Source organism: Escherichia sp. WS1265 (assembly GCF_046487585.1).
Lineage (GTDB): Bacteria > Pseudomonadota > Gammaproteobacteria > Enterobacterales > Enterobacteriaceae > Escherichia > Escherichia coli.
The window spans coordinates 43,692-66,304 of record NZ_JBJQJE010000010.1 but is presented as its reverse complement, the minus strand read 5'-3'; the positions used below and the strand labels follow the sequence as shown (position 1 = coordinate 66,304).

The window sequence follows — 22,613 nt, the reverse complement described above, 5'->3', positions numbered from 1 at the left end:
TCCCCTACTTTTGTTGCGCAAACTCTGCCAGCAACGGCCAGCGTTTTAATGCCGCGGCCAACTGTTCGCGTTGGGAAATATCGGCATAATCAATATCAGGCAGTGAAAATGCCTGCTTTAACGCCAAAATATCATTCTGGAAGATATAGCCTATCGCGGGATCAGGCAGAGTATCTGGTTCATTGTTATTCATTTGCTTGATCCCTATGAAATAACCGTACCGTTCATGAGACAATTCTAACCGTGAGCATTTCGCCGGTTTATTGTTTACGGCGAGACGGGAATTTGCTCACTTTTTGACTTTCCGTTACGCAACAAAAAAAGTTAAAAACGAAAAGACTAAAATCACACGTCTTGTGACCTGCTAAATTGATTCACATGCTAAATCTGATAAGTTTTAATTTCAATGGTAGGTTTATTTCTTAGCTTTCGCTAGTAAACTGATAATCAGACAAAATGATGACATGAGGGACATTGTGGACCCTGTATTCTCTATCGGTATCTCATCATTATGGGATGAGCTGCGACATATGCCAGCAGGCGGCGTCTGGTGGTTTAACGTCGATCGCCATAAAGATGCTATCAGTCTGGCGAATCAAACAATTGCATCCCAGGCTGAAACCGCACACGTCGCGGTCATTAGCATGGACAGCGATCCGGCGAAAATCTTTCAATTAGATGATTCTCAAGGACCGGAAAAAATAAAATTATTTTCAATGCTAAATCATGAAAAAGGTCTATACTATTTGGCCCGTGATTTGCAGTGTTCTATTGATCCCCATAATTACCTTTTTATTCTTGTTTGCGCAAATAACGCATGGCAAAACATTCCTGCCGAGCGGCTTCGCTCATGGTTGGATAAAATGAATAAATGGAGCAGGTTAAACCATTGTTCGCTTTTGGTAATTAATCCCGGAAATAATAACGATAAACAATTTTCATTGTTGCTTGAGGAATACCGTTCACTTTTTGGTCTTGCCAGTTTGCGTTTTCAGGGCGACCAACATTTGCTGGATATTGCCTTCTGGTGCAACGAAAAAGGGGTCAGCGCCCGTCAGCAGCTTAGCGTTCAGCAACAAAATGGTATCTGGACATTAGTTCAAAGCGAAGAGGCGGAGATCCAACCACGCAGCGACGAAAAACGCATTCTGAGTAATGTTGCTGTGCTGGAAGGTGCGCCGCCGCTATCGGAACACTGGCAACTGTTCAACAATAACGAAGTCCTGTTCAATGAAGCCCGTACCGCTCAGGCGGCGACGGTGGTCTTTTCTTTACAACAAAATGCGCAAATCGAGCCACTGGCCCGCAGCATTCATACTCTGCGTCGCCAGCGCGGTAGTGCGATGAAAATCCTCGTACGGGAAAATACCGCAAGCCTGCGCGCCACCGATGAACGTTTGTTATTGGCCTGCGGTGCAAATATGGTTATTCCGTGGAATGCGCCTCTCTCCCGTTGTCTGACGATGATCGAAAGCGTGCAAGGGCAGAAGTTTAGTCGCTATGTGCCGGAAGATATCACTACCTTGCTGTCAATGACCCAGCCGCTCAAACTGCGTGGTTTCCAGAAGTGGGATGTATTCTGTAATGCCGTCAACAACATGATGAATAACCCTCTATTACCTGCCCACGGTAAAGGCGTTCTGGTTGCCCTACGTCCGGTACCGGGTATCCGCGTTGAGCAAGCCCTGACGCTGTGTCGCCCTAACCGCACCGGCGATATCATGACTATTGGCGGTAATCGGCTGGTGCTGTTTCTCTCATTCTGTCGGATTAACGATCTGGATACCGCGTTGAATCATATTTTCCCATTGCCGACTGGCGACATTTTCTCAAACCGTATGGTCTGGTTTGAAGATGATCAAATCAGTGCCGAGCTGGTGCAGATGCGCCTGCTTGCCCCAGAACAATGGGGCATGCCGCTGCCTTTAACGCAAAGTTCTAAACCGGTCATCAATGCCGAGCACGATGGTCGCCACTGGCGACGAATACCAGAACCAATGCGACTGTTAGATGATGCTGTGGAGCGCTCATCATGATGACCATCAGCGATATCATTGAAATTATTGTCGTTTGCGCACTGATATTTTTCCCGCTGGGCTATCTGGCGCGGCACTCTTTGCGACGCATTCGCGACACCTTACGTTTGTTCTTTGCTAAACCTCGTTATGTTAAACCGGCCGGGACGTTACGCCGCACGGAAAAAGCCAGGGCAACCAAAAAATGACTCAATTTACGCAAAATACCGCCATGCCTTCTTCCCTCTGGCAATACTGGCGCGGTCTTTCCGGCTGGAACTTCTATTTTCTGGTTAAGTTCGGCCTGTTGTGGGCGGGATATCTTAACTTCCATCCGCTCCTCAATCTGGTGTTTGCCGCGTTTCTGCTGATGCCCATTCCGCGCTACAGCCTGCATCGCTTACGCCACTGGATTGCCCTGCCGATCGGCTTTGCTTTGTTCTGGCATGACACCTGGTTGCCTGGCCCGGAAAGCATAATGAGCCAGGGTTCGCAGGTGGCGGGGTTCAGTACCGATTATTTAATCGACCTTGTCACACGCTTTATTAACTGGCAGATGATTGGGGCCATTTTTGTTTTATTAGTGGCCTGGTTATTCCTGTCACAATGGATTCGCATTACCGTTTTTGTGGTTGCCATTCTGCTATGGCTGAACGTACTTACCCTGGCGGGACCAAGTTTCTCCTTGTGGCCAGCCGGTCAACCGACGACCACTGTAACAACGACGGGTGGTAACGCAGCGGCAACCGTTGCCGCGACGGGTGGCGCACCGGTAGTGGGTGATATGCCCGCACAAACTGCACCGCCAACAACGGCGAACCTTAACGCCTGGCTGAATAATTTCTATAACGCGGAGGCGAAACGTAAATCGACCTTCCCGTCTTCACTGCCCGCTGATGCTCAGCCATTTGAACTACTGGTGATTAATATCTGTTCGCTTTCCTGGTCGGATATTGAAGCCGCCGGGTTGATGTCGCATCCGCTGTGGTCGCATTTCGATATTGAGTTCAAGAACTTTAACTCCGCCACCTCCTACAGTGGCCCGGCGGCGATCCGTTTACTGCGCGCCAGCTGCGGGCAGACTTCGCACACTAATCTGTATCAACCGGCAAATAATGACTGCTATCTGTTTGATAACCTGTCGAAACTGGGCTTTACACAGCACCTGATGATGGGACATAACGGCCAGTTCGGCGGTTTTTTGAAAGAAGTTCGCGAAAATGGCGGCATGCAGACCGAATTGATGGATCAAACAAATCTGCCGGTTATTTTGCTGGGCTTTGATGGTTCGCCGGTTTATGACGATACCGCCGTGCTTAACCGCTGGCTGGACGTTACCGAAAAAGATAAAAACAGCCGTAGTGCTACGTTCTACAACACACTTCCACTGCATGACGGCAACCATTATCCGGGCGTCAGCAAAACAGCGGATTACAAAGCACGAGCACAGAAATTCTTTGATGAGCTGGAAGCCTTCTTTACTGAACTGGAGAAATCGGGTCGTAAAGTGATGGTGGTAGTGGTGCCGGAACACGGTGGCGCGCTGAAGGGCGACAGAATGCAGGTATCTGGTCTACGTGATATCCCTAGCCCGTCTATCACAGACGTCCCCGTTGGGGTGAAATTCTTCGGCATGAAGGCACCACATCAGGGGGCACCGATTGTCATCGACCAACCGAGCAGCTTCCTGGCTATCTCCGATCTGGTGGTTCGCGTTCTTGATGGCAAGATTTTCTCCGAAGACAATGTTGACTGGAAAAAACTCACCAGTGGGTTGCCACAAACAGCACCGGTCTCCGAGAACTCAAATGCAGTAGTTATTCAATACCAGGATAAACCGTACGTTCGCCTGAACGGCGGCGACTGGGTGCCTTACCCGCAGTAAGCACGAAAAAGGCCGCAGAGTTTCACCCCTGCGGCCTGGTCCGGGCGCAAATTGCCATTACGGCAGCCTGACGCCCGCATGACACGTTACTTCCGCTTATTCAGCCAGTTCACGATCATACTGGCAAGAATGCCAGCAATGACCGGAGCCGCTAAATCATGCCAGAAGGCCATGCCCAGTTCTGCGAGCGTCATATAGCCGCCTGTGTTGTAATGACAACGTTTCGCGGCTATTCTTGAGTTGTTCAGGTTCAAGAATGGCCCCCGTGATGTTGTCAGGTGCATACCTGCAACGTGCGGGGGTTTTCTCTCTCCAGCAACCAATGCCACCAGGGATTAAGCCCCCGCAACATTGCGCCTCACCGGAACCTTTCCGGCTTGCCGCTGATTCTACGACTGTTTTTCTGTTCCGGAATCCATCACGTCTTCACTCTGTGCTGCGCATTCCGCAGAATATTATCCGCTTGCAACCGTTGCATTTTTCTTACGAAAAAGGCCGCAGAGTTTCACCCCTGCGGCCTGATCCGGGCGCAAATTGCCATTACGGCAGCCTGACGCCCGCATGACACGTTACTTCCGCTTGTTCAGCCAGTTCACGATCATGCTGGCAAGAATGCCAGCAATGACCGGAGCCGCTAAATCGTGCCAGAAGGCCATGCCCAGCTCTGCGAGCGTCATATAGCCGCCTCTGTTGTAATGACAACGTTTCGCGGCTATTCTTGAGTTGTGTAGGTTCAAGAATGGCCCCCGTGATGTTGTCAGGTGCATACCTGCAACGTGCGGGGGTTTTCTCTCTCCAGCAACCAATGCCACCAGGGATAAAGCCCCCGCAACATTGCGCCTCACCGGAACCTTTCCGGCTTGCCGCTGATTCTACGATTGCTTTTTACCGTCAGCACCCGGCAATCTTCCTCATTGCGTGATGCCTTCCAGCTTAATTTCTTTATTTGCAATAGTTGCAGTTCATATCCGGGCTGACTCCAGACTGGTAGTGAAATGCGCAATTTTGTAGAATTGCGCCTCCTCGCGACCTCCCCAGTGAATCTGTTGCCTCATTTTTTACATACTGCGTATTCGACTTCTCCACCTGTTGCGCAAGAGAAACTGGGTTTATTCATTTTTGCGAGGCCGACTTCTTTCTGGACAGGACTTTATGCAGCACAACACACTACCGAAACACGATCAGAAAATGCCGTTTACACGCTACGACTTCGGCTGGGTTTTATTATGCATAGGCATGGCGATTGGTGCCGGAACCGTGCTGATGCCAGTACAAATTGGCTTGAAGGGAATTTGGGTATTTATTACCGCAGCGATCATTGCTTATCCTGCCACCTGGGTAGTGCAGGACATTTATTTAAAAACCCTTTCTGAAAGCGATTCCTGTAATGACTACACCGATATTATCAGTCATTACCTGGGGAAGAACTGGGGAATTTTCCTCGGGGTTATCTACTTTTTGATGATTATCCACGGGATTTTTATCTACTCTCTCTCCGTGGTTTTCGACAGCGCCTCGTACCTGAAAACCTTCGGTTTAACCGATGCCGATCTTTCACAATCTCTACTTTATAAAGTCGCCATTTTCGCCGTACTGGTGGCAATTGCGTCTGGTGGTGAACGATTACTGTTTAAGATTTCCGGGCCAATGGTGGTGGTCAAAGTAGGGATTATTGTCGTGTTCGGTTTTGCGATGATCCCGCACTGGAATTTCGCCAATATAACCGCCTTCCCGCAAGCCTCCGTCTTTTTCCGCGATGTCCTGCTTACCATTCCCTTTTGCTTCTTTTCTGCGGTATTTATTCAGGTACTTAACCCAATGAATATTGCCTATCGTAAACGGGAAGCGGATAAAGTACTGGCAACCCGGCTCGCGCTGCGTACCCACCGAATTAGTTATATCACGCTCATCGCGGTGATCCTGTTTTTTGCCTTTTCGTTTACCTTCTCAATTAGCCACGAAGAAGCCGTTTCTGCCTTTGAACAAAATATCTCGGCACTGGCACTGGCTGCGCAGGTGATCCCTGGGCATATCATTCATATCACCTCGACGGTGCTGAATATCTTTGCCGTACTGACCGCATTCTTTGGCATTTATCTCGGTTTCCACGAGGCCATTAAAGGCATTATTCTCAATCTGTTAAGCCGAATTATTGATACCAAGAAAATTAACTCACGCGTGCTGACTCTGGCGATCTGCGCTTTTATCGTCATTACGTTGACGATTTGGGTTTCGTTTCGTGTATCGGTGCTGGTGTTCTTTCAGTTGGGAAGCCCGTTATATGGCATTGTGTCGTGCCTCATTCCATTTTTCCTGATCTATAAAGTCGCACAACTGGAAAAACTTCGCGGGTTTAAAGCCTGGCTGATTCTGCTGTACGGCATTTTGTTATGCTTGTCGCCACTGTTGAAGCTGATTGAGTAAACCGGAGCGCATGGCCCCGGTTTTGTGAGTTAACGCTGCGGATTTTCATCCTGATCAACAGCAAAACAAGCTACCAGTTGCCCGCCGTAGTCTTTTAGCTGCGGCTGCAACTGGGTGCAGGGGCCGAAGCGCCGACGACAGCGGGCGTTAAACGCGCAGCCCGGCGGTGGATTGAGCGGGCTTGGCAGTTCACCGGTGAGCTTGATGCGCTCGCGGCGATCGTCCGGGTTCAGGCGCGGCGTCGCGGAGAGTAGCGCCTGAGTGTACGGATGACGCGGGTTATTGAAGATTTGGTCCTTCGTTCCCTTCTCCACGCAGCGGCCCAGGTACATCACCATCACTTCATCGGCAATGTGCTCAACCACTGACAGGTCGTGCGAGATAAAGACATAAGACAGCCCCAACTCCTGCTGCAAATCCATCATCAGATTCAGCACCTGCGCACGCACTGAAACGTCCAGCGCGGAAACCGGTTCATCGGCAATCACCACATCCGGGTCGAGCATCAGACCACGGGCAATGGCGATACGCTGACGCTGACCGCCGGAGAACATATGCGGATAGCGGTCGTAATGCTCGGTTTTCAGGCCGACTTTCGCCATCATCGACAGGGCTTTTTCCCGACGCTGTTCTTTGCTTAAGCTGGTATTAATAAGCAGCGGCTCTTCAAGAATTTGCCCAACTTTTTTACGCGGATTTAGCGAACCATAGGGATTCTGAAAGACGATCTGGATTTTCTGCCGACGCAACTTCTGCGCCTGCGGATCGTGCTTGAGCAGATCCTGCCCCTGGTAATACAGCTCACCACCGGTGGGCATTTCGATCATCGTCAGCAACCGACCGAGGGTCGATTTACCGCAGCCAGATTCACCTACTACTGCCAGCGTTTTGCCACGTTCAAGGTTAAACGAAACGCCGTCCAGCGCCTTCACCAGACGTTCCGGAGCGAACATACCTTTCTTCACCGGATAATGTTTTTTCAGGTCGATAGCCTGCAACAGCGGTTGTTGCGAGGTGGCCTCTTGCGTACTCATAGTGTCGGCCTCCCGGCATCATCAAGTGGGTAGTGGCATTTGGACTGACGCCCGTCAGCGAGCATATTCAGCGCCGGTTCTTCAGCACGGCATTTGTCAGTGGCGTAGGGGCAGCGCGGGTTAAGCAGGCAGCCGTTCGGGCGGTCGTACTTGCCGGGAACGACACCTGGCAACGACGCCAGACGTTCTTTATCCTGAGCAAATTCCGGCAGCGCACGCAGCAATGCCTGAGTATACGGGTGACGCGGCGCATGGAAGATGGCGTGCACATCGCCCGTTTCCACCACCTGACCTGCATACATCACGATGATTTTATGTGCCGCTTCCGCCACCAGCGCCAGGTCATGGGTAATTAACACCAGCGCCATGTTCTCTTTCTGCTGTAGCTCCAGCAGTAGTTCAATGATTTGCGCCTGAATGGTCACGTCCAGCGCAGTGGTTGGTTCATCGGCAATCAGCAGTTTTGGCCGACAGGCAATCGCCATGGCGATCATCACGCGCTGGCTCATGCCGCCGGAAAGCTGATGCGAGTAAACATCCAGACGCGATGCCGGATCGGGAATACCGACCTGATTCAGCAGATCAATCGCTCGCTGACGGCGGGTACTTTTGTTGCCGCCCTGATGCACCTTTATCGCTTCCATAATCTGGAAACCCACGGTGTAGCACGGGTTAAGGCTGGTCATCGGGTCCTGGAAGATCATTGCCACTTCGGCACCCACCAGGTTGCGGCGCTCTTTTTCTGAGATACGCTGTAAATCCTGACCGTTAAACTCCAGCTTTTCCGCCATTACGCGGCCCGGATAATCAATCAGCCCCATAATCGCCAGCGAACTGACCGATTTACCAGAGCCGGACTCACCCACAATCCCGACCACTTCGCCCTGTTTTACGCTGTAGCTGATGCGGTCTACGGCGCGGAACGGTGCGCTTTCGTCGCCGAAATGCACCGATAATTTATCTACATTTAATAACGCCATCTCGAACCTCTTACTGCTTCAGTTTGGGATCGAGCGCGTCACGCAGACCGTCACCCATCAGGTTAAATGCCAGCACCGTCAGCAGGATCGCCAGACCCGGGAAGGTCACGACCCACCAGGCGCTTTGCGCGAACTGCAACACGTCGGAGAGCATGGTGCCCCACTCCGGCGTTGGCGGCTGCGCCCCCATGCCGAGGAAACCAAGAGCAGCCATATCGAGAATGGCGTTAGAGAAACCGAGCGACGCCTGAACAATCAGAGGCGCAAGGCAGTTCGGGAAGATGTTAATAAACATCTGACGCATCGCCCCGGCACCTGCCACGCGAGACGCGGTAACGTAATCGCGATTCACCTCCACCAGCACGGCGGCGCGTGTTAAGCGCACATAGTGCGGCAAGGCAACGAAGGTCAGCGCCAGCGCGGCGTTACCAATCGACGGGCCGAAAATCGCCACCAGCACCAGTGCCAACAGCAGACTTGGCAGCGCCAGCATGATATCGACCACGCGCATGATGATGTTATCGACCAGGCCGCCGAAGTAACCGGCGATCAGGCCGAGAATAACGCCCATAATCAGCGATAACACAACTACCAGACAGCCAACCAGCAGCGACAAGCGCGCGCCGTACATCAGCCGCGACAGCACATCACGCCCCACGTCATCAGTGCCCAGCAAGTGCGCCATGCTGCCGCCTTCCTGCCAGGCTGGCGGGGCGAGCAGTGCATCGCGGAACTGTTCCGCCGGGTTATAGGGTGCAATCCAGTTGGCAAAGATCGCGATAAACAGCACGATGACGACGTAAACCAGCCCGACAACCGCGCCTTTGTTGCGTTTAAAATAGTGCCAGAACTCCTGTAACGGGGTCATCGGCACCGGTGCGCTAATCACTTTATTTTCAGTAACCTGTGACATGATGCCCCCTTACTTCTTATGACGAATACGCGGGTTCACCACGCCGTACAGCAGATCGACCAGCAGATTGACGAGGATAATCATCGTCGCCACCAGCAATACGCCGCCCTGCACTACCGGATAGTCGCGGCGTTGCAGTGCGTCAATCAACCAGCGCCCCAGACCGGGCCACGAGAAGATGGTTTCGGTCAGAATCGCCCCCGCCAGCAATGTTCCCACCTGAAGGCCGATAACGGTCACTACCGGCAGCATCGCGTTACGCAGCGCGTGGACGATAATCACCCTAAGGCGGGTCAGCCCTTTGGCACGCGCGGTGCGGATATAATCTTCACCCAGCACTTCAAGCATCGAGGAGCGCGTCATACGTACAATGACCGCCAGCGGGATAGTACCCAGCACAATGGCGGGCAGGATCATATGGGCGACGGCATCGATAAAGTTACCGTCTTCACCCCAGATGGCGGTGTCGATCAGCATAAAACCAGTTAACGGATTGGAATCATCGAGGAACACCATGTCGCTCACGCGACCGGAGACGGGCGTCAGGTTCCAGTGCACCGAAACCAGCATGATCAGCATCATGCCCCACCAGAAGATCGGCATGGAGTAGCCGGTCAGCGCCAGGCCAACCGCTGTGTGATCGAAAATGGAACCGCGTTTAACCGCAGCCAGCACACCAACCGGAATACCGACCGCAGTCGCAAAAATCATCGCGCAGACGCCAAGTTCCAGCGTGGCCTGGAAGCGCGGCACGAACTCTTCCCAAACCGGGATGCGGCTTTTCATCGAAATGCCTAAATCACCGTGCATTACGCCCCAAATATAATGGAGATACTGCTGCCACATCGGTTTATCCAAGCCGAGTTCTGCCAGCAATTGTGCGTGACGCTCTGGGGAGATCCCACGTTCGCCCGCCATGATCATCACCGGATCGCCCGGGATCATGTGGACAAAGGCAAATGTGAGAAGGGTAATACCGATAAACGTGGGGATGACGAGTCCCAAACGTCGGAGAATAAACTGCAACATAACCCGGATTCTCTGTAGTGACCCGCAGCCTGGAACTGCGTGTCTGTATTGCTCACAAATCAATTCCCGCCCGTGCCGGACAGGGAATGAAGTATTGCTGCCGGATGGCGCTGCACGCAGAGATGCAGCGCCACCGGGTATGCAGATTGTTGACAAAGTGCGCTTTGTTCATGCCGGATGCGGCGTGAACGCCTTATCCGACCTACAAAATCGTGCAAACTCAATACATTGCAGAATTTTCGTAGGCCTGATAAGCGGAGCGCATCAGGCAGTTTTGCATTTGCCATCAGTCTTGTATGGCTTTTAATTATTCGATAGAGACATTTTCGAAGTGATGTTTGCCTAATGGATCAACCACATAGCCTTTAACTTCTTTGCGTACCGGTTCAAACACGGTGGAGTGAGCGATGATCAGTGCCGGAGCCTGATCGTGCATCACCACCTGTGCTTGCTTATACAGCTCAATACGCTTGTTGTGGTCGTCAGTAGCACGTGCCGGTTGAATCAGATCTTCAAACGGTTTGTAGCACCATTTTGAGTAGTTGGAACCTTGTTCAGAAGCAGCGCAGCTGAACAGGGTGGCGAAGAAGTTATCCGGATCCCCGTTGTCGCCAGTCCAGCCCATCATTACCGTCTGATGCTCGCCATCTTTCGCGCGCTTGAGGTACTCACCCCATTCGTAGGTGACGATTTTGGCCTGCACGCCCACTTTCGCCCAGTCTGCCTGAATCATCTCCGCCATGCGGCGAGCATTCGGGTTATACGGACGTTGTACAGGCATTGCCCACAGGTCGATGGAGAAGCCTTTTTCCAGGCCCGCTTCTTTCAGCAAGGCTTTCGCTTTTTCAGGATCGTAGGTGTAGTCCTGAACGTCGTCGTTATAGCCCCACATGGTTGGCGGGATCAGGTTTTTCGCTGCCACGCCCGCGCCCTGATAAACCGCTTTGATGATAGCGTCTTTGTTCACCGCGTAGGTCAGAGCCTGGCGAACTTTCACGTCATCGAGTGGTTTTTTCTGCACGTTATATGAAAGATAGCCGACGTTAAGCCCCGGCATTTCCATCAGGTTGATGGATTTATCCTGCTTCATGCGAGCGATGTCTGCCGGGTTCGGGTACGGCATCACCTGGCATTCGTTCTTCTGCAATTTAGCGTAACGCACGGAAGCGTCAGGGGTAATAGAGAAAACCAGCGTATCGATCTGCGGTTTGGTGCCCCAGTAGCCATCAAACGCTTTGTAGCGGATACGGGAATCTTTTTGGTACTGCTGTAACTGGAACGGACCGGTGCCGATTGGGTTGAGGTCCAGTTTTTCCGGTGTACCGGCTTTCATCATCGCGTCAGCATATTCTTTTGACAGAATAGAGGCGAAGTCCATTGCCAGGTCAGCGAGGAACGGCGCTTCCGGTCGAGTCAGCACAAACTGAACGGTGTTGTCGTCCACCTTTTTCACTTCGCTGATCAGCTCCGGCAAGCCCATGCCTTCAAAGTATTCGTAGCTGCCGCCAGAAACTTTATGGTACGGGTTTTGCGCGTTTTTCTGACGATCGAACGAGAACACCACGTCATCGGCGTTCAGTTCGCGCGTCGGTTTGAATTCTTTGTTGTCGTGCCACTTCACACCTTTACGCAGATGGAAGGTATAGGTTTTACCGTCTTCGCTGACTTCCCACTTTTCAGCGAGGCCCGGGATTACTTCGGTGGTGCCGATTTTAAATTCAACCAGGCGGTTATAAAGCGGCACGGAAGAGGCGTCATAGGTGGTACCGGAGGTAAACAGCTGCGGGTTAAACCCTTCCGGAGATCCTTCTGAGCAATAAACCAGAGTTTTAGCCTGAACACTTGCTGCGACGGTCATAGCCACCAGGCTGAGACCAAGCTTCAGCATCCCTGACTTTTTCAAGGAAATACGCATTATTCTGCTCCAATTGTGATGTTTGTTGTTTTAACCCTTTGCAGTGGGTTGTCGCCGCCTGACCTTTTTTGTTTTTTGCCCGGTCGGGTCAACGTTATGAGGTGGGGATGCCGTACTAATTAACATCAGTGTAACAGTGCGGATCCTCCATAAAATGCCCCTCGTGACCTACAATCTGTCAACAGAATGTGAAAACGTCAATACAGCCAACCGGGATTTACACCAACGGTGAGAATCCACAAACAAAGATTAAAAAAACTTCAAACAGCTATTTGCAGCAGAGAAATTTGTGCTACTCCAACATGACCAGAACAATCAGCTTAATATTTAGCAACAATTGGTGATTAAGTTTTATGCATTTAGTGAAAAAAATCTGAGGAAAAGGTGGATATCTGAGCGATTAATACCATGAACGCTAAAACGCACAGCGGAAAATGCCAGCGCCAGCCATAAGTAACGCAAAAAAAGATTTAAGCAAATATAAAAAAAGACAATGGTTTCTGTCACAAATCCGTTAATGGATAGTGAGATATGGGGCGCAAATTTGGCAGGGAAATGTGTGGTGTGTAGGTCGAATAAGGTGTTCACGCCGCATCCGACAATGGGCCGGCACATTTGCCTGATGCGACGCTGGCGCGTCTTATCAGGCCTACGTCGAATCGAACCTCCCTGCCCCCGGAGGTTCTCTTCCTCATGAGTTACAGATGCAAAAAAGCCTGCTCGTTGAGCAGGCTTTTCGAATTTGGTCGGTGATAGAGGATTCGAACCTCCGACCCCTTCGTCCCGAACGAAGTGCGCTACCAGGCTGCGCCAATCACCGAATGCGGGGCGCATCTTACTGCGCAGATACGCCCTCGTCAATCCCTTAATAGCAAAATGCCTTTTGATCGGCGAGAAAGTCAGCAGGCCGCTTAGTTAGCCGCCGCCTCTCTTGCCTGCGGGATGTGGCACCAGTTGTTGTTTTCGTTAATTCCACCATCCGGTGAAGTATAGCCAAGACAACCCATGATGGTGTCGTACAGCTCTACGTGACGGCGTGGCACTTTCATGTCGGCTTCTTTTTTCAGCTGCGCAAATGCTTGCGCATTGACCGGATTTTCCAGATATTTATCTGACATCCAGACCATCATCGGCACACGGAACTGCTCCGGCGGTGCCAGTTCACGCGGCGTGCCGTGCAGGTGCTCGCGTTCATTAATTGACTCACCGTGGTCAGCTGCGTAGAACACAATCGCTTTCTTATCGCGAACCTGATCAATCACGCTGGAGATAAAGTGATCCACATAGGTCACCGAGTTGTCATAGGAGTTGATCATCTGCGCTTTGGTACAGCCGCTATCAACACCAATACATTCCGGCTTCCACTGCGCAAAGCTGCGCGGGTAACGCTGGGTGTAGTTAAAGTGCGAACCTTTGGTATGCAGAATGATCAGATGCTTACCATCCGGGTTGCGCCCCAGCGATTGCTGCATTTCGTCTACCAGCAACATATCATCTACCGGCTTGCCACGGTTACGTGGCTCCGCACCAATCTGCTCACGATAAGCAATGTTGTCCGCCATCGTGTTGCTGTAGAACCACATTTCGCTCTGCATAGCGTAGAGGTCAGAACTGAATCCTAACTGCTTCAGCACCGCGAAAATGTTCTGTTCTTTTAATGTGCGCTGCGGATTATCTTCCGCTCCACCCTCTCGTACAAACATGCAACGCAGAGAAAGTTTGGTCGCCGTGTCACAAGAATAGCCACGGAACGCTGCCAGATTTTTCTCCTGGGCCAGCTTCGGCGTGGTATTACGCTCATAGCCAAAAATGCCCATATGGTCCCAACGCGTGGTTTCACCGATGATAAACACGACATAAGTGTCATCAACGTTTTGCGGTGCCTGATAAGTGAATTTCTTCGCCGGATTAAGCAATGAATTATTATCGGAAGATTCATCGACCCGCGCCCAGGCATACAGCCCCAACGCAGAAAGCCAGTTTGATGGCAGATAAGAGTTCGCTACGACACCGCCATAACTCGGCAAATCAACGCCGGTCGCCCTCTCCACTTTCTTCTGCTGGATATCCAGCAAACGAATCGGTGCCCAAACCATAATACCCGCCAGTACGACGACCGCTAGGCTGCGAATACGCTGCCCTGGGGTTCGCAGTTGTCGGAGCAAGGTGTAGCGACAGCGGTTATTCCAGATAAGGATAAGAGGCAATGCACTAACGGCGATTAACCAGAGAATAAGGTTCAGACCAACAACTTCTTTTGACAGGTCGATATCGGTGGTCATGACGGAAGCGATGATGCCATAACCAATGACCACATTAAGGAAGGTCATGTAATAGCTGGCACCGGCGGAAAAGAGCACAACCAGCGATGCCAGAATACGCCAGCTGCGGCGGCCAAACAGCGAAAGAAGACGTAGTAAAAAGAAGGTCACCAGTACGGTGGCGGCCAGTTCAACAACAGCAGAAATGCCTTTCCAGACGGTAAAATCGTGCGCATAGCTGCCGAAGCGGCGGTAAAAAACCGCGCCATTCATAAAAAGGCCAATATAGATTGCAAGCAAAAAGCTCAGCTTCTGCTGTGTAATCGATTTGATGTATCTCATGCAAACAAACCCTGGACAAACAGGTGATAACACCCTGCTTAGTGGCTTTTCAGGCCAGGCAGGGGAAAAGTGCGGAGGTAGTCAGATAAGTAAAATCTACACGCGCGAATAAGTAGACCACAGCAAAGGGAAAAAGTGTGGGGAAAGAGTGTGCATGAAGCACAAATTTACAAAAATGCAAGTTTGAAAAGAGACTTTAGCGTTACAAAAAGCAGTAAAAAGGGCCAGTTAACTGGCCCAAATTTTACGCGTCATTGTTTATACATTGCGTTGAAGCGTTTGATTCACACTAAGGCTAAAGCCCAGTAGCTCGCGGCAGATGATTAAAGGGAGCCATGCGCCTCACGCAACATTTTCTGCTCTGGCTGACGAATCGTCGTAGAGAGCGCCAGTGACAGAATCAGCAGGGCGAAAATCACGTAGAAGGTCACATAGAAGCCGCCAAACAGTGAGGCGATAATCGACCCACAAATGCTGCCGATACCGAAACCGAGATAAATCACACCGTAGTTTTTCGCCAGGTTATTGAGGCCGAAGAACTCACTGACCAGTGACGGGAAAACGGTAATGGTGCCGCCAAAGTTAAACGCCACGCAGGCAATCGCTGCAAAGAACGTCACTGCATTCAATGGTGCAAACAGCAGGGCCGCCATACCCACCAGCGAAATCACCTGACCAATGGTGATAACACGGATTCGGGCGATTTTGTCAGACAGTATCCCCAGAACCAGACGACCTGAAAGGTTGGCGATGGAAATAACAGTGACTGCATTGGCTGCGGAAACCACATCAAGGTGTGCCAGACTTTGGGCGATATCTTTCGCTACCCCAATCACGTACAGGCCGCTCATGCAGGCAGTCAGGAACATTACCGCTAACATCCAGTACTGCGGTTTACGCATCGACTCTGCCAGCGTGTAATCTTTCTCCACCACACCATTGCTGGTTTTCACTTCCTGTTTTGGTGCGTCTTTCATTAATGTTGCGCCGAAAACAATCATCACCAGCGCAATCGCTCCCCAAATCACAAATGTTTTTTCCAGACCCACCGTTTCCAGCAGCTGCGTGTCGATAAATTTGAAACCCAGGCTACCCAGACCATAAGAACCGATAGCGAACGCGGAGATCAGACCTTTACGCTCCGGGAACCACTTCACGCAGTTAGAGAGCGTCAGCAGGTAACCCGCGCCATCCGCCAGACCGACCAGCACACCGGCGCTTAACCACAGCATCATCAGGTTGTCAGAATGCGCTGTCAGGAAGAAGCCTAATCCCAGCAAAATGCCGGAAGCCATAGTGACGCGTTTAACGCCAAAACGTTCCTGTAATTTCCCCGCAACAGAAGATGAAATTGCCAGCCCCAGACTTAACAAGCCGAAAGAGAAAGCGACCTGGCTTACCGGCGCATCCAGCTTGGCAGAAAGCGCGCCGTTAAACAGGCTCCAGGTATAAACCGACCCAAGGGCAAACTGGGTAATGATAGTACCGATGAGTGTCAGCCAGCGGGTACGCTGATAATTTGAAGGTGTCATGGCAGTATTCCTGCAGTAATAAAAAGGAAAAATCTCTGCCGACAACCATAACGAAGTGCACTTTATGCCTGGGGAAAAACGGCATGAAATGCCATCAGAACGGAATGAAATGCCTTAGTTCAGGAATGAATGACGTGACAATTATTCACCAAATTTATTATTTGGTGAGTTAGCACCCACTATCACCACAAGCGTTGTTATTCAATGGTTTCAATTGTGACTGTTACGTTAAAATCTGGCGCTAACCCCCATCGTATACAGATAGTCGCTATTGTTAGTGGTATTTTCTGCCTGAGATAGCGCCGCATAGGCGGCAATATTTTGATTGAGCAACATATCAGCGCCTACGGTGACATCCAGCCAGTTGCCGTTCTGGTTTGTCGCCGTCATCCGGCTCAGGCCTGATTGCGCCTTCCAGATATTCTCGCCAAATTGCTGGTTATAGCTGATTTGCGCCCAGGGTCGGAGATCGCCAAGCCGGGAGTCAACACGCCAGCCTAAAGTACTCACGCTGGCATGCCATAACGGATCGGTCAGCGTGGTAGTACTGTCGCCAAACTCGTTATACATCGAGGTGGTTGTGCCATCGTAATGTAATGCCGCGACCGGGCCAGTTGTAACCTGTTCATATAAAGGAAAATTCCAGCCCATACTCATACTGCTGGTCACATCCACAGGGGTTTCTTCTGCCAGATTGACTTCCAGTCCCAGCGCCCTTTGGCTACTTTGAATACGTTGCGACAAAATATCGTTGTAATCAGGTTGATGATCGCTATCCCAGGTGTAACGCTCTGTGGAATGTCCGGGTTGCGTATAAACGATATATTCTTGTTGCCAGGCGTAAGCTGTGTTGAGAAAAAAGGCACTGATTACCACGCTCACCAGCAGGCTTAGCTGCTAGCGACCACCGCTTTTTTTTATGATCATTAACACGACTCCAGGGAAGAGCCGAATTCGGCAATATTATTGTCATTGTATGAAGGATATCGGGCGTAGTAGCCCTGTATTAAATATTGACTTTTTCACCGATGCGTCAAGAAAAGCGGCTGAAATTTTTACGATCGGGTACATAGCGAGGGAAAGTATGGAACGTTGCGGCTGGGTGAGTCAGGACCCGCTTTATATTGCCTACCATGATAATGAATGGGGCGTGCCTGAAACTGACAGTAAAAAACTGTTCGAAATGATCTGCCTTGAAGGGCAGCAGGCTGGATTATCGTGGATCACCGTCCTCAAAAAACGTGAAAACTATCGCGCCAGCTTTCATCAGTTCGATCCGGTGAAGGTGGCTGCAATGCAGGAAGAGGATGTTGAAAGACTGGTACAGGACGCCGGGATTATCCGCCATCGCGGGAAAATTCAGGCAATTATTGGTAATGCGCGGGCGTACCTGCAAATGGAACGGAACGGCGAACCGTTTGCCGACTTTGTTTGGTCGTTCGTAAATCATCAGCCACAGGTGACACAAGCCACAACATTGAGCGAAATCCCCACATCTACGCCCGCCTCCGACGCTCTATCTAAAGCCCTGAAAAAGCGTGGTTTTAAGTTTGTCGGTACCACAATCTGTTACTCCTTTATGCAGGCATGTGGGCTGGTAAATGATCATGTGGTTGGCTGCTGTTGCTATCCGGGAAATAAACCATGATTCGGGAAGCGCAACGTTCAGAACTCCCCGCGATCCTCGAACTGTGGCTGGAAAGTACAACCTGGGGGCATCCCTTTATAAAAGCGAATTACTGGCGTGATTGCATTCCGCTGGTGCGGGATGCCTATCTTGCCAACGCGCAAAACTGGGTCTGGGAAGAAGACGGTAAGCTTCTCGGTTTTGTCAGCATTATGGAAGGCCGATTTCTGGCTGCAATGTTTGTCGCACCGAAGGCCGTCAGACGCGGTATTGGTAAGGCGCTGATGCAGTATGTGCAGCAGCGCCATCCCCATCTGATGCTGGAGGTTTATCAAAAAAATCAACCGGCGATAGATTTTTACCATGCGCAGGGTTTTCACATTGTCGACTGCGCATGGCAGGATGAAACCCAACTACCCACCTGGATTATGAGCTGGCCGGTGGTTCAAACGCTGTAAGTGTCAGTTCCGGACCGTTGTATTTTTCCAGCCATGCCAAAGCCGTGTTGCCTGCACAACCATTCCCCAGCCGCGAGCTGGGGAGGTCTTTAGTCAATACATTCACCGCGCCGTTTTTACAAATACCGTCAGCGGTTAAATCCAGATCCGGCCATGCGCCTTCGTGAATGCAAATCACGCCAGGTTTAATTCCCTCGCTAATGACCGCTCCGGCAAGAATTTGCCCGCGTGCGTTCCACAGCCGAACAGTATCGCCATCTTGTATGCCGCGCGCCTGAGCATCGTCAGGATGAATGGTGACAGGCTCACGGTTTGCCACCGCGTACAATTCGCGCAGAGAACTGTAATTCAGCTGGCTGTGCAGACGATGTGCCGGATGAGCAGAAAGTACCTGCAACTGTTCCGGTTCGGCATTGCCCTGCCATTCGTCCGGCTCCAGCCATATTGGATGCCCAGGGCAATCCGGATAAGCGTAATCAGCAATACGCTGCGAGAAGATTTCAATCTTACCACTGGCAGTTTTTAATGGATGCGCCTGCGGATCGCGGCGAAAATCGGCGAAGCGAATAAACCGCTCGCTGTCCGGGTTTTCCGGCATCTCAATTAACTGGTTGGCTTCCCAGAACTCAGCAAATGGCGGCAATTCAACCTGCTGGCTTGCCCCGCGCTGCCGGGCAACGTTATAAAACGTTTCCAGCCATTGCAGCTCACTTTTTCCTTCCGTAAACCGCGCATAGCCGCCCTTCTCCCAACGTTCACTCAACTCGGCAAAGACATCAAAATCATTACGCGCTTCATAACATGGAGGCACCACTTGCTTCATCGGCACCAGATGCTGATTACTGTAATCGCCGGTCATGGTGAGATCATTACGCTCAAACGAGGTGGTCGCAGGCAGAACGATATCCGCGTGTTTCGCCGCCGCCGTCCAGAAACATTCAGAGATAACCACCAGTTCAGGTTTTTGCCAGGCACGGATCAGGCGATTGGTATCCTGATGATGAGTAAAGTTGGCACCGCCCGCCCACCAGATAAAACGAATATCCGGGAAATGTCGGTCCATACCGTTATGTTGATATGCGCCACCAGGGTTTTCCAGTGCTTCAACAATGCGGGCAACAGGGATTTTATCTACCGCATCGCAGCCACCCGGCAAGCTGCCCTGCATGGAAGAGAGCACCGCAGCGCGGCGCGTGGGGTTACCACCATTGGCAAAATGGTAAGAAAGACCAAAACCGCCGCCGGGTGTGCCGATTTGCCCCAACATTGCCGCCAACGTGACGATCATCCAGTGTTTTTGTTCACCAAACTGTTGGCGCTGCATTCCCCAGCCAGCCATCAGCATGGTGGTGTTTTGGTGGAAAATAGCCGCCAGTTCGCGGATTTTCTCTGCGTTAACCCCACAAATCTCTGCCGCCCATTCGGCGGTTTTCGCTATTCCGTCGCTCTCGCCCAGCAAATAAGAGGCGAAGACGGCATAACCTGTGGTGCAACGTGCCAGAAACGCTTCGTCGTGCCAGCCATTTTCCACCAGCGTATGGGCGATCCCCAACATCAGCGCAACATCGGTGCCCATGTGCGGTGCCACCCACTCCATTTTATTGCCAAAGAAATCGACGGTTTCCGATCGCATTGGATCAATACAGATCAGCTTTTTCCCACTGTCACGCAGTGCAGAATAGTAAGAAAGCCCCTGCTCATCGGATGCATTCCACGCAATTTTCAGCGTATTGAGTGGGTTAGCACTCCACAGCACCACGACATCGCTATGTTCCAGCACCAACGGCCAACTGGTTTGCTGTTGATAAACTTCGCTGCCCCCCACGACATACGGCATGATCGCCTGTGCTGCACCGGTCGAATAATCCCCCAGATGCCCGGTATAACCGCCTGCAAGCGCCATATAGCGTTGTAATAATGTCGAGGCCTTATGCAGCACGCCGTTTGAACGCCAGCCGTAGGAACCAGCAAAAATCGATGCCGGACCATAAGCCTCACGAATACGTTTATGTTGTTGGTGAATAAGCTCCAGCGCCTCATCCCAACTCACACGAACAAATTCATCCTGCCCGCGAATGCCTTGCGGGTTTTCCGGTGACACAAGAAAGCCTTTGCGCACCATTGGAAATCGTACCCGCGTATTGCTGTGAACCTGGTCGCGAACCGCACTCTGCAAGGAGTTTTCCATTCCTGTGGCTAACGCGCCACGCGAGCTAAGCACGGTTTCGCCGTCGGTTTCAACCAGCATGGGCCCCCAGTGGGCGGCAGTCAGAACGGAATATCGTGAGGATGAGTTGGCCAAACCGAAGGCTCCTGAAAGGTTAGATGTATTGAGCAGTTAAATATTACTTACAAATTTCCGAGTATTCCCAGGAATAATCTTCATGTTCACGCGGCATAATCTCCCGCCACGGAACCCGTGGCAAAGAATAAAAAGGTTATTAAGGATTAACAATGAAGAAACGTGTTTATCTTATTGCCGCCGTAGTGAGTGGCGCTCTGGCGGTATCTGGCTGCACAACTAACCCTTACACCGGCGAACGCGAAGCAGGTAAATCTGCTATCGGCGCAGGTCTGGGCTCTCTCGTTGGCGCGGGTATTGGTGCGCTCTCTTCTTCGAAGAAAGATCGCGGTAAAGGCGCGCTGATTGGCGCAGCAGCGGGTGCAGCTCTGGGCGGCGGCGTTGGTTATTACATGGATGTGCAGGAAGCGAAGCTGCGTGACAAAATGCGTGGCACTGGTGTTAGCGTAACCCGCAGCGGGGATAACATTATCCTCAATATGCCGAACAATGTGACCTTCGACAGCAGCAGCGCGACCCTGAAACCGGCAGGCGCTAACACCCTAACCGGCGTGGCAATGGTGCTGAAAGAGTATCCGAAAACGGCGGTTAACGTGATTGGTTATACCGACAGCACGGGTGGTCACGACCTGAACATGCGTCTCTCCCAGCAGCGTGCGGATTCCGTTGCCAGCGCGTTGATCACCCAGGGCGTGGACGCCAGCCGCATCCGTACTCAGGGCCTTGGCCCGGCTAACCCAATCGCCAGCAACAGCACCGCAGAAGGTAAGGCGCAAAACCGCCGTGTAGAAATTACCTTAAGCCCGCTGTAATCCCTTTCATGCCAGGTGATGCAAAAATCACCTGGCATTCTTCAGTTTTCCTTCATCATATTTCAGGCTAAGGTGATCGCCTTATCAGTGAATGGAGAGAAGAATGAAGCCGTCCGTTATCCTCTACAAAGCCTTACCTGATGATTTACTGCAACGCCTGCAAGAGCATTTCACCGTTCACCAGGTGGCAAACCTCAGCCCACAAACCGTCGAACAAAATGCAGCAATTTTTGCCGAAGCTGAAGGTTTACTGGGTTCAAACGAGAATGTTGATGCCGCATTGCTGGAAAAAATGCCGAAACTGCGTGCCACATCAACGATCTCCGTAGGCTATGACAATTTTGATGTCGATGCGCTTACCGCCCGAAAAATTCTGCTGATGCACACGCCAACCGTATTAACAGAAACCGTCGCCGATACGCTGATGGCGCTGGTGTTGTCTACCGCTCGTCGGGTTGTGGAGGTAGCAGAACGAGTAAAAGCAGGCGAATGGACCGCGAGCATAGGCCCGGACTGGTATGGCACTGACGTTCACCATAAAACACTGGGCATTGTCGGGATGGGACGGATCGGCATGGCGCTGGCACAACGTGCGCACTTTGGCTTCAACATGCCCATCCTCTATAACGCGCGCCGCCACCATAAAGAAGCAGAAGAACGCTTCAACGCCCGCTACTGCGATTTGGATACACTGTTACAAGAGTCAGATTTCGTTTGCCTGATCCTGCCGTTAACTGATGAAACGCATCATCTGTTTGGCGCAGAACAATTCGCCAAAATGAAATCCTCCGCCATTTTCATTAATGCCGGACGTGGCCCGGTGGTTGATGAAAATGCACTGATTGCTGCATTGCAGAAAGGGGAAATTCACGCTGCCGGGCTGGATGTCTTCGAACAAGAGCCACTATCCGTAGATTCGCCGTTGCTCTCAATGGCCAACGTCGTCGCAGTACCGCATATTGGATCTGCCACCCATGAGACGCGTTATGGCATGGCCGCCTGTGCCGTGGATAATTTGATTGATGCGTTACAAGGAAAGGTTGAGAAGAACTGTGTGAATCCGCACGTCGCGGACTAAGCCGCG

At 51.5% G+C, this 22,613-nt stretch carries 20 protein-coding genes and 1 tRNA gene; 8 read left to right on the top strand and 13 right to left on the bottom strand.

All coding sequences use genetic code 11. The features are described 5' to 3' along the window. Positions 1 to 4 precede the first annotated feature (4 nt). Positions 5 to 193, bottom strand: a complete 189-nt coding sequence (bcsR, locus tag ACJHX3_RS11785; RefSeq protein ID WP_001063314.1) for a cellulose biosynthesis protein BcsR — start codon at positions 191 to 193, stop codon at positions 5 to 7. Between the two features lie 271 nt (positions 194 to 464). Here bcsR and bcsE point away from each other — a divergent pair, with 271 nt between their 5' ends. The 3 genes from bcsE to bcsG are packed head-to-tail and all read left to right on the top strand — an operon-like array spanning position 465 to position 3,900. After that, positions 465 to 2,036 (top strand): cellulose biosynthesis c-di-GMP-binding protein BcsE, encoded by a 1,572-nt coding sequence (gene bcsE, locus ACJHX3_RS11780; RefSeq protein ID WP_001204954.1) that lies wholly within the window; start codon positions 465 to 467, stop codon positions 2,034 to 2,036. Next, a complete protein-coding gene (gene bcsF / locus ACJHX3_RS11775) occupies positions 2,033 to 2,224 on the top strand; it encodes a cellulose biosynthesis protein BcsF (protein ID WP_000988308.1) in 192 nt (63 codons plus the stop codon). The genes bcsE and bcsF overlap by 4 nt, the downstream gene beginning before the upstream one ends. Beyond that, complete coding sequence (gene bcsG / locus ACJHX3_RS11770; RefSeq protein ID WP_000191599.1) at positions 2,221 to 3,900, top strand: cellulose biosynthesis protein BcsG; 1,680 nt, start codon at positions 2,221 to 2,223, stop codon at positions 3,898 to 3,900. The genes bcsF and bcsG overlap by 4 nt, the downstream gene beginning before the upstream one ends. Positions 3,901 to 3,986: 86 nt before the next feature. On the opposite strand, the gene ACJHX3_RS11765 is transcribed toward bcsG, so the two are convergent. Next, positions 3,987 to 4,094 (bottom strand): type I toxin-antitoxin system toxin Ldr family protein, encoded by a 108-nt coding sequence (locus tag ACJHX3_RS11765; protein WP_001295224.1) that lies wholly within the window; start codon positions 4,092 to 4,094, stop codon positions 3,987 to 3,989. Between the two features lie 375 nt (positions 4,095 to 4,469). Continuing rightward, the gene (locus ACJHX3_RS11760) at positions 4,470 to 4,577 is read right to left on the bottom strand and encodes a type I toxin-antitoxin system toxin Ldr family protein (protein WP_001295224.1); all 108 of its coding nucleotides are present in this window, start codon (positions 4,575 to 4,577) and stop codon (positions 4,470 to 4,472) included. Between the two features lie 475 nt (positions 4,578 to 5,052). Between ACJHX3_RS11760 and ACJHX3_RS11755 the strand changes: the two genes are divergently transcribed. Further along, entirely contained in the window at positions 5,053 to 6,324 is a 1,272-nt protein-coding gene (locus ACJHX3_RS11755) for an aromatic amino acid transport family protein (RefSeq protein ID WP_001316716.1), read from the top strand. Positions 6,325 to 6,353: 29 nt separating this feature from the next. Here the strand turns inward: ACJHX3_RS11755 and dppF are convergent, their stop codons facing one another. The 9 genes from dppF to ACJHX3_RS11710 form a co-directional block, all read right to left on the bottom strand. Further along, on the bottom strand, positions 6,354 to 7,358 hold the full coding sequence (gene dppF / locus ACJHX3_RS11750) for a dipeptide ABC transporter ATP-binding subunit DppF (protein WP_000107026.1): 1,005 nt from the start codon (positions 7,356 to 7,358) through the stop codon (positions 6,354 to 6,356). Beyond that, positions 7,355 to 8,338, bottom strand: coding sequence for a dipeptide ABC transporter ATP-binding protein (gene dppD, locus ACJHX3_RS11745; RefSeq protein WP_410236142.1), 984 nt, complete (start codon positions 8,336 to 8,338; stop codon positions 7,355 to 7,357). The genes dppF and dppD overlap by 4 nt, the downstream gene beginning before the upstream one ends. A gap of 10 nt (positions 8,339 to 8,348) precedes the next feature. Then, the gene (gene dppC / locus ACJHX3_RS11740) at positions 8,349 to 9,251 is read right to left on the bottom strand and encodes a dipeptide ABC transporter permease DppC (RefSeq protein ID WP_000084677.1); all 903 of its coding nucleotides are present in this window, start codon (positions 9,249 to 9,251) and stop codon (positions 8,349 to 8,351) included. A gap of 9 nt (positions 9,252 to 9,260) precedes the next feature. Continuing rightward, positions 9,261 to 10,280 (bottom strand): dipeptide ABC transporter permease DppB, encoded by a 1,020-nt coding sequence (gene dppB, locus ACJHX3_RS11735; RefSeq protein WP_000938853.1) that lies wholly within the window; start codon positions 10,278 to 10,280, stop codon positions 9,261 to 9,263. 307 nt (positions 10,281 to 10,587) lie between these two features. Continuing rightward, on the bottom strand, positions 10,588 to 12,195 hold the full coding sequence (dppA, locus tag ACJHX3_RS11730; RefSeq protein WP_001222875.1) for a dipeptide ABC transporter substrate-binding protein DppA: 1,608 nt from the start codon (positions 12,193 to 12,195) through the stop codon (positions 10,588 to 10,590). 743 nt (positions 12,196 to 12,938) lie between these two features. Continuing rightward, positions 12,939 to 13,015, bottom strand: a tRNA-Pro gene (locus ACJHX3_RS11725). A gap of 91 nt (positions 13,016 to 13,106) precedes the next feature. Further along, on the bottom strand, positions 13,107 to 14,798 hold the full coding sequence (gene eptB / locus ACJHX3_RS11720) for a kdo(2)-lipid A phosphoethanolamine 7''-transferase (protein WP_001269217.1): 1,692 nt from the start codon (positions 14,796 to 14,798) through the stop codon (positions 13,107 to 13,109). A gap of 323 nt (positions 14,799 to 15,121) precedes the next feature. Beyond that, positions 15,122 to 16,330, bottom strand: coding sequence for an MFS transporter (locus ACJHX3_RS11715; RefSeq protein ID WP_000189022.1), 1,209 nt, complete (start codon positions 16,328 to 16,330; stop codon positions 15,122 to 15,124). 228 nt (positions 16,331 to 16,558) lie between these two features. Further along, positions 16,559 to 17,218 (bottom strand): autotransporter outer membrane beta-barrel domain-containing protein, encoded by a 660-nt coding sequence (locus ACJHX3_RS11710; protein WP_249540486.1) that lies wholly within the window; start codon positions 17,216 to 17,218, stop codon positions 16,559 to 16,561. Positions 17,219 to 17,414: 196 nt separating this feature from the next. On the opposite strand from ACJHX3_RS11710, the gene tag reads away from it, so the two are divergent. Both tag and ACJHX3_RS11700 read left to right on the top strand, forming a co-directional pair. After that, positions 17,415 to 17,978: a DNA-3-methyladenine glycosylase I gene (gene tag, locus ACJHX3_RS11705; RefSeq protein ID WP_000438964.1), complete on the top strand. Its 564-nt coding sequence runs from the start codon at positions 17,415 to 17,417 to the stop codon at positions 17,976 to 17,978. Then, a complete protein-coding gene (locus ACJHX3_RS11700; RefSeq protein WP_000617470.1) occupies positions 17,975 to 18,415 on the top strand; it encodes an N-acetyltransferase in 441 nt (146 codons plus the stop codon). Before tag ends, ACJHX3_RS11700 begins: the two co-directional genes overlap by 4 nt. Here ACJHX3_RS11700 and bisC read toward each other — a convergent pair. Continuing rightward, positions 18,384 to 20,717 carry a biotin sulfoxide reductase gene (bisC, locus tag ACJHX3_RS11695; protein WP_094308223.1) on the bottom strand — a complete coding sequence of 778 codons (2,334 nt, stop codon included), beginning with the start codon at positions 20,715 to 20,717 and terminating at the stop codon, positions 18,384 to 18,386. The genes ACJHX3_RS11700 and bisC overlap by 32 nt on opposite strands. Positions 20,718 to 20,869: 152 nt before the next feature. Between bisC and ACJHX3_RS11690 the strand changes: the two genes are divergently transcribed. Then, positions 20,870 to 21,529, top strand: a complete 660-nt coding sequence (locus tag ACJHX3_RS11690) for an OmpA family lipoprotein (protein WP_000747625.1) — start codon at positions 20,870 to 20,872, stop codon at positions 21,527 to 21,529. Between the two features lie 103 nt (positions 21,530 to 21,632). Continuing rightward, positions 21,633 to 22,607 carry a glyoxylate/hydroxypyruvate reductase GhrB gene (ghrB, locus tag ACJHX3_RS11685; protein WP_000805027.1) on the top strand — a complete coding sequence of 325 codons (975 nt, stop codon included), beginning with the start codon at positions 21,633 to 21,635 and terminating at the stop codon, positions 22,605 to 22,607. The last annotated feature ends 6 nt before the right edge of the window (positions 22,608 to 22,613 follow it).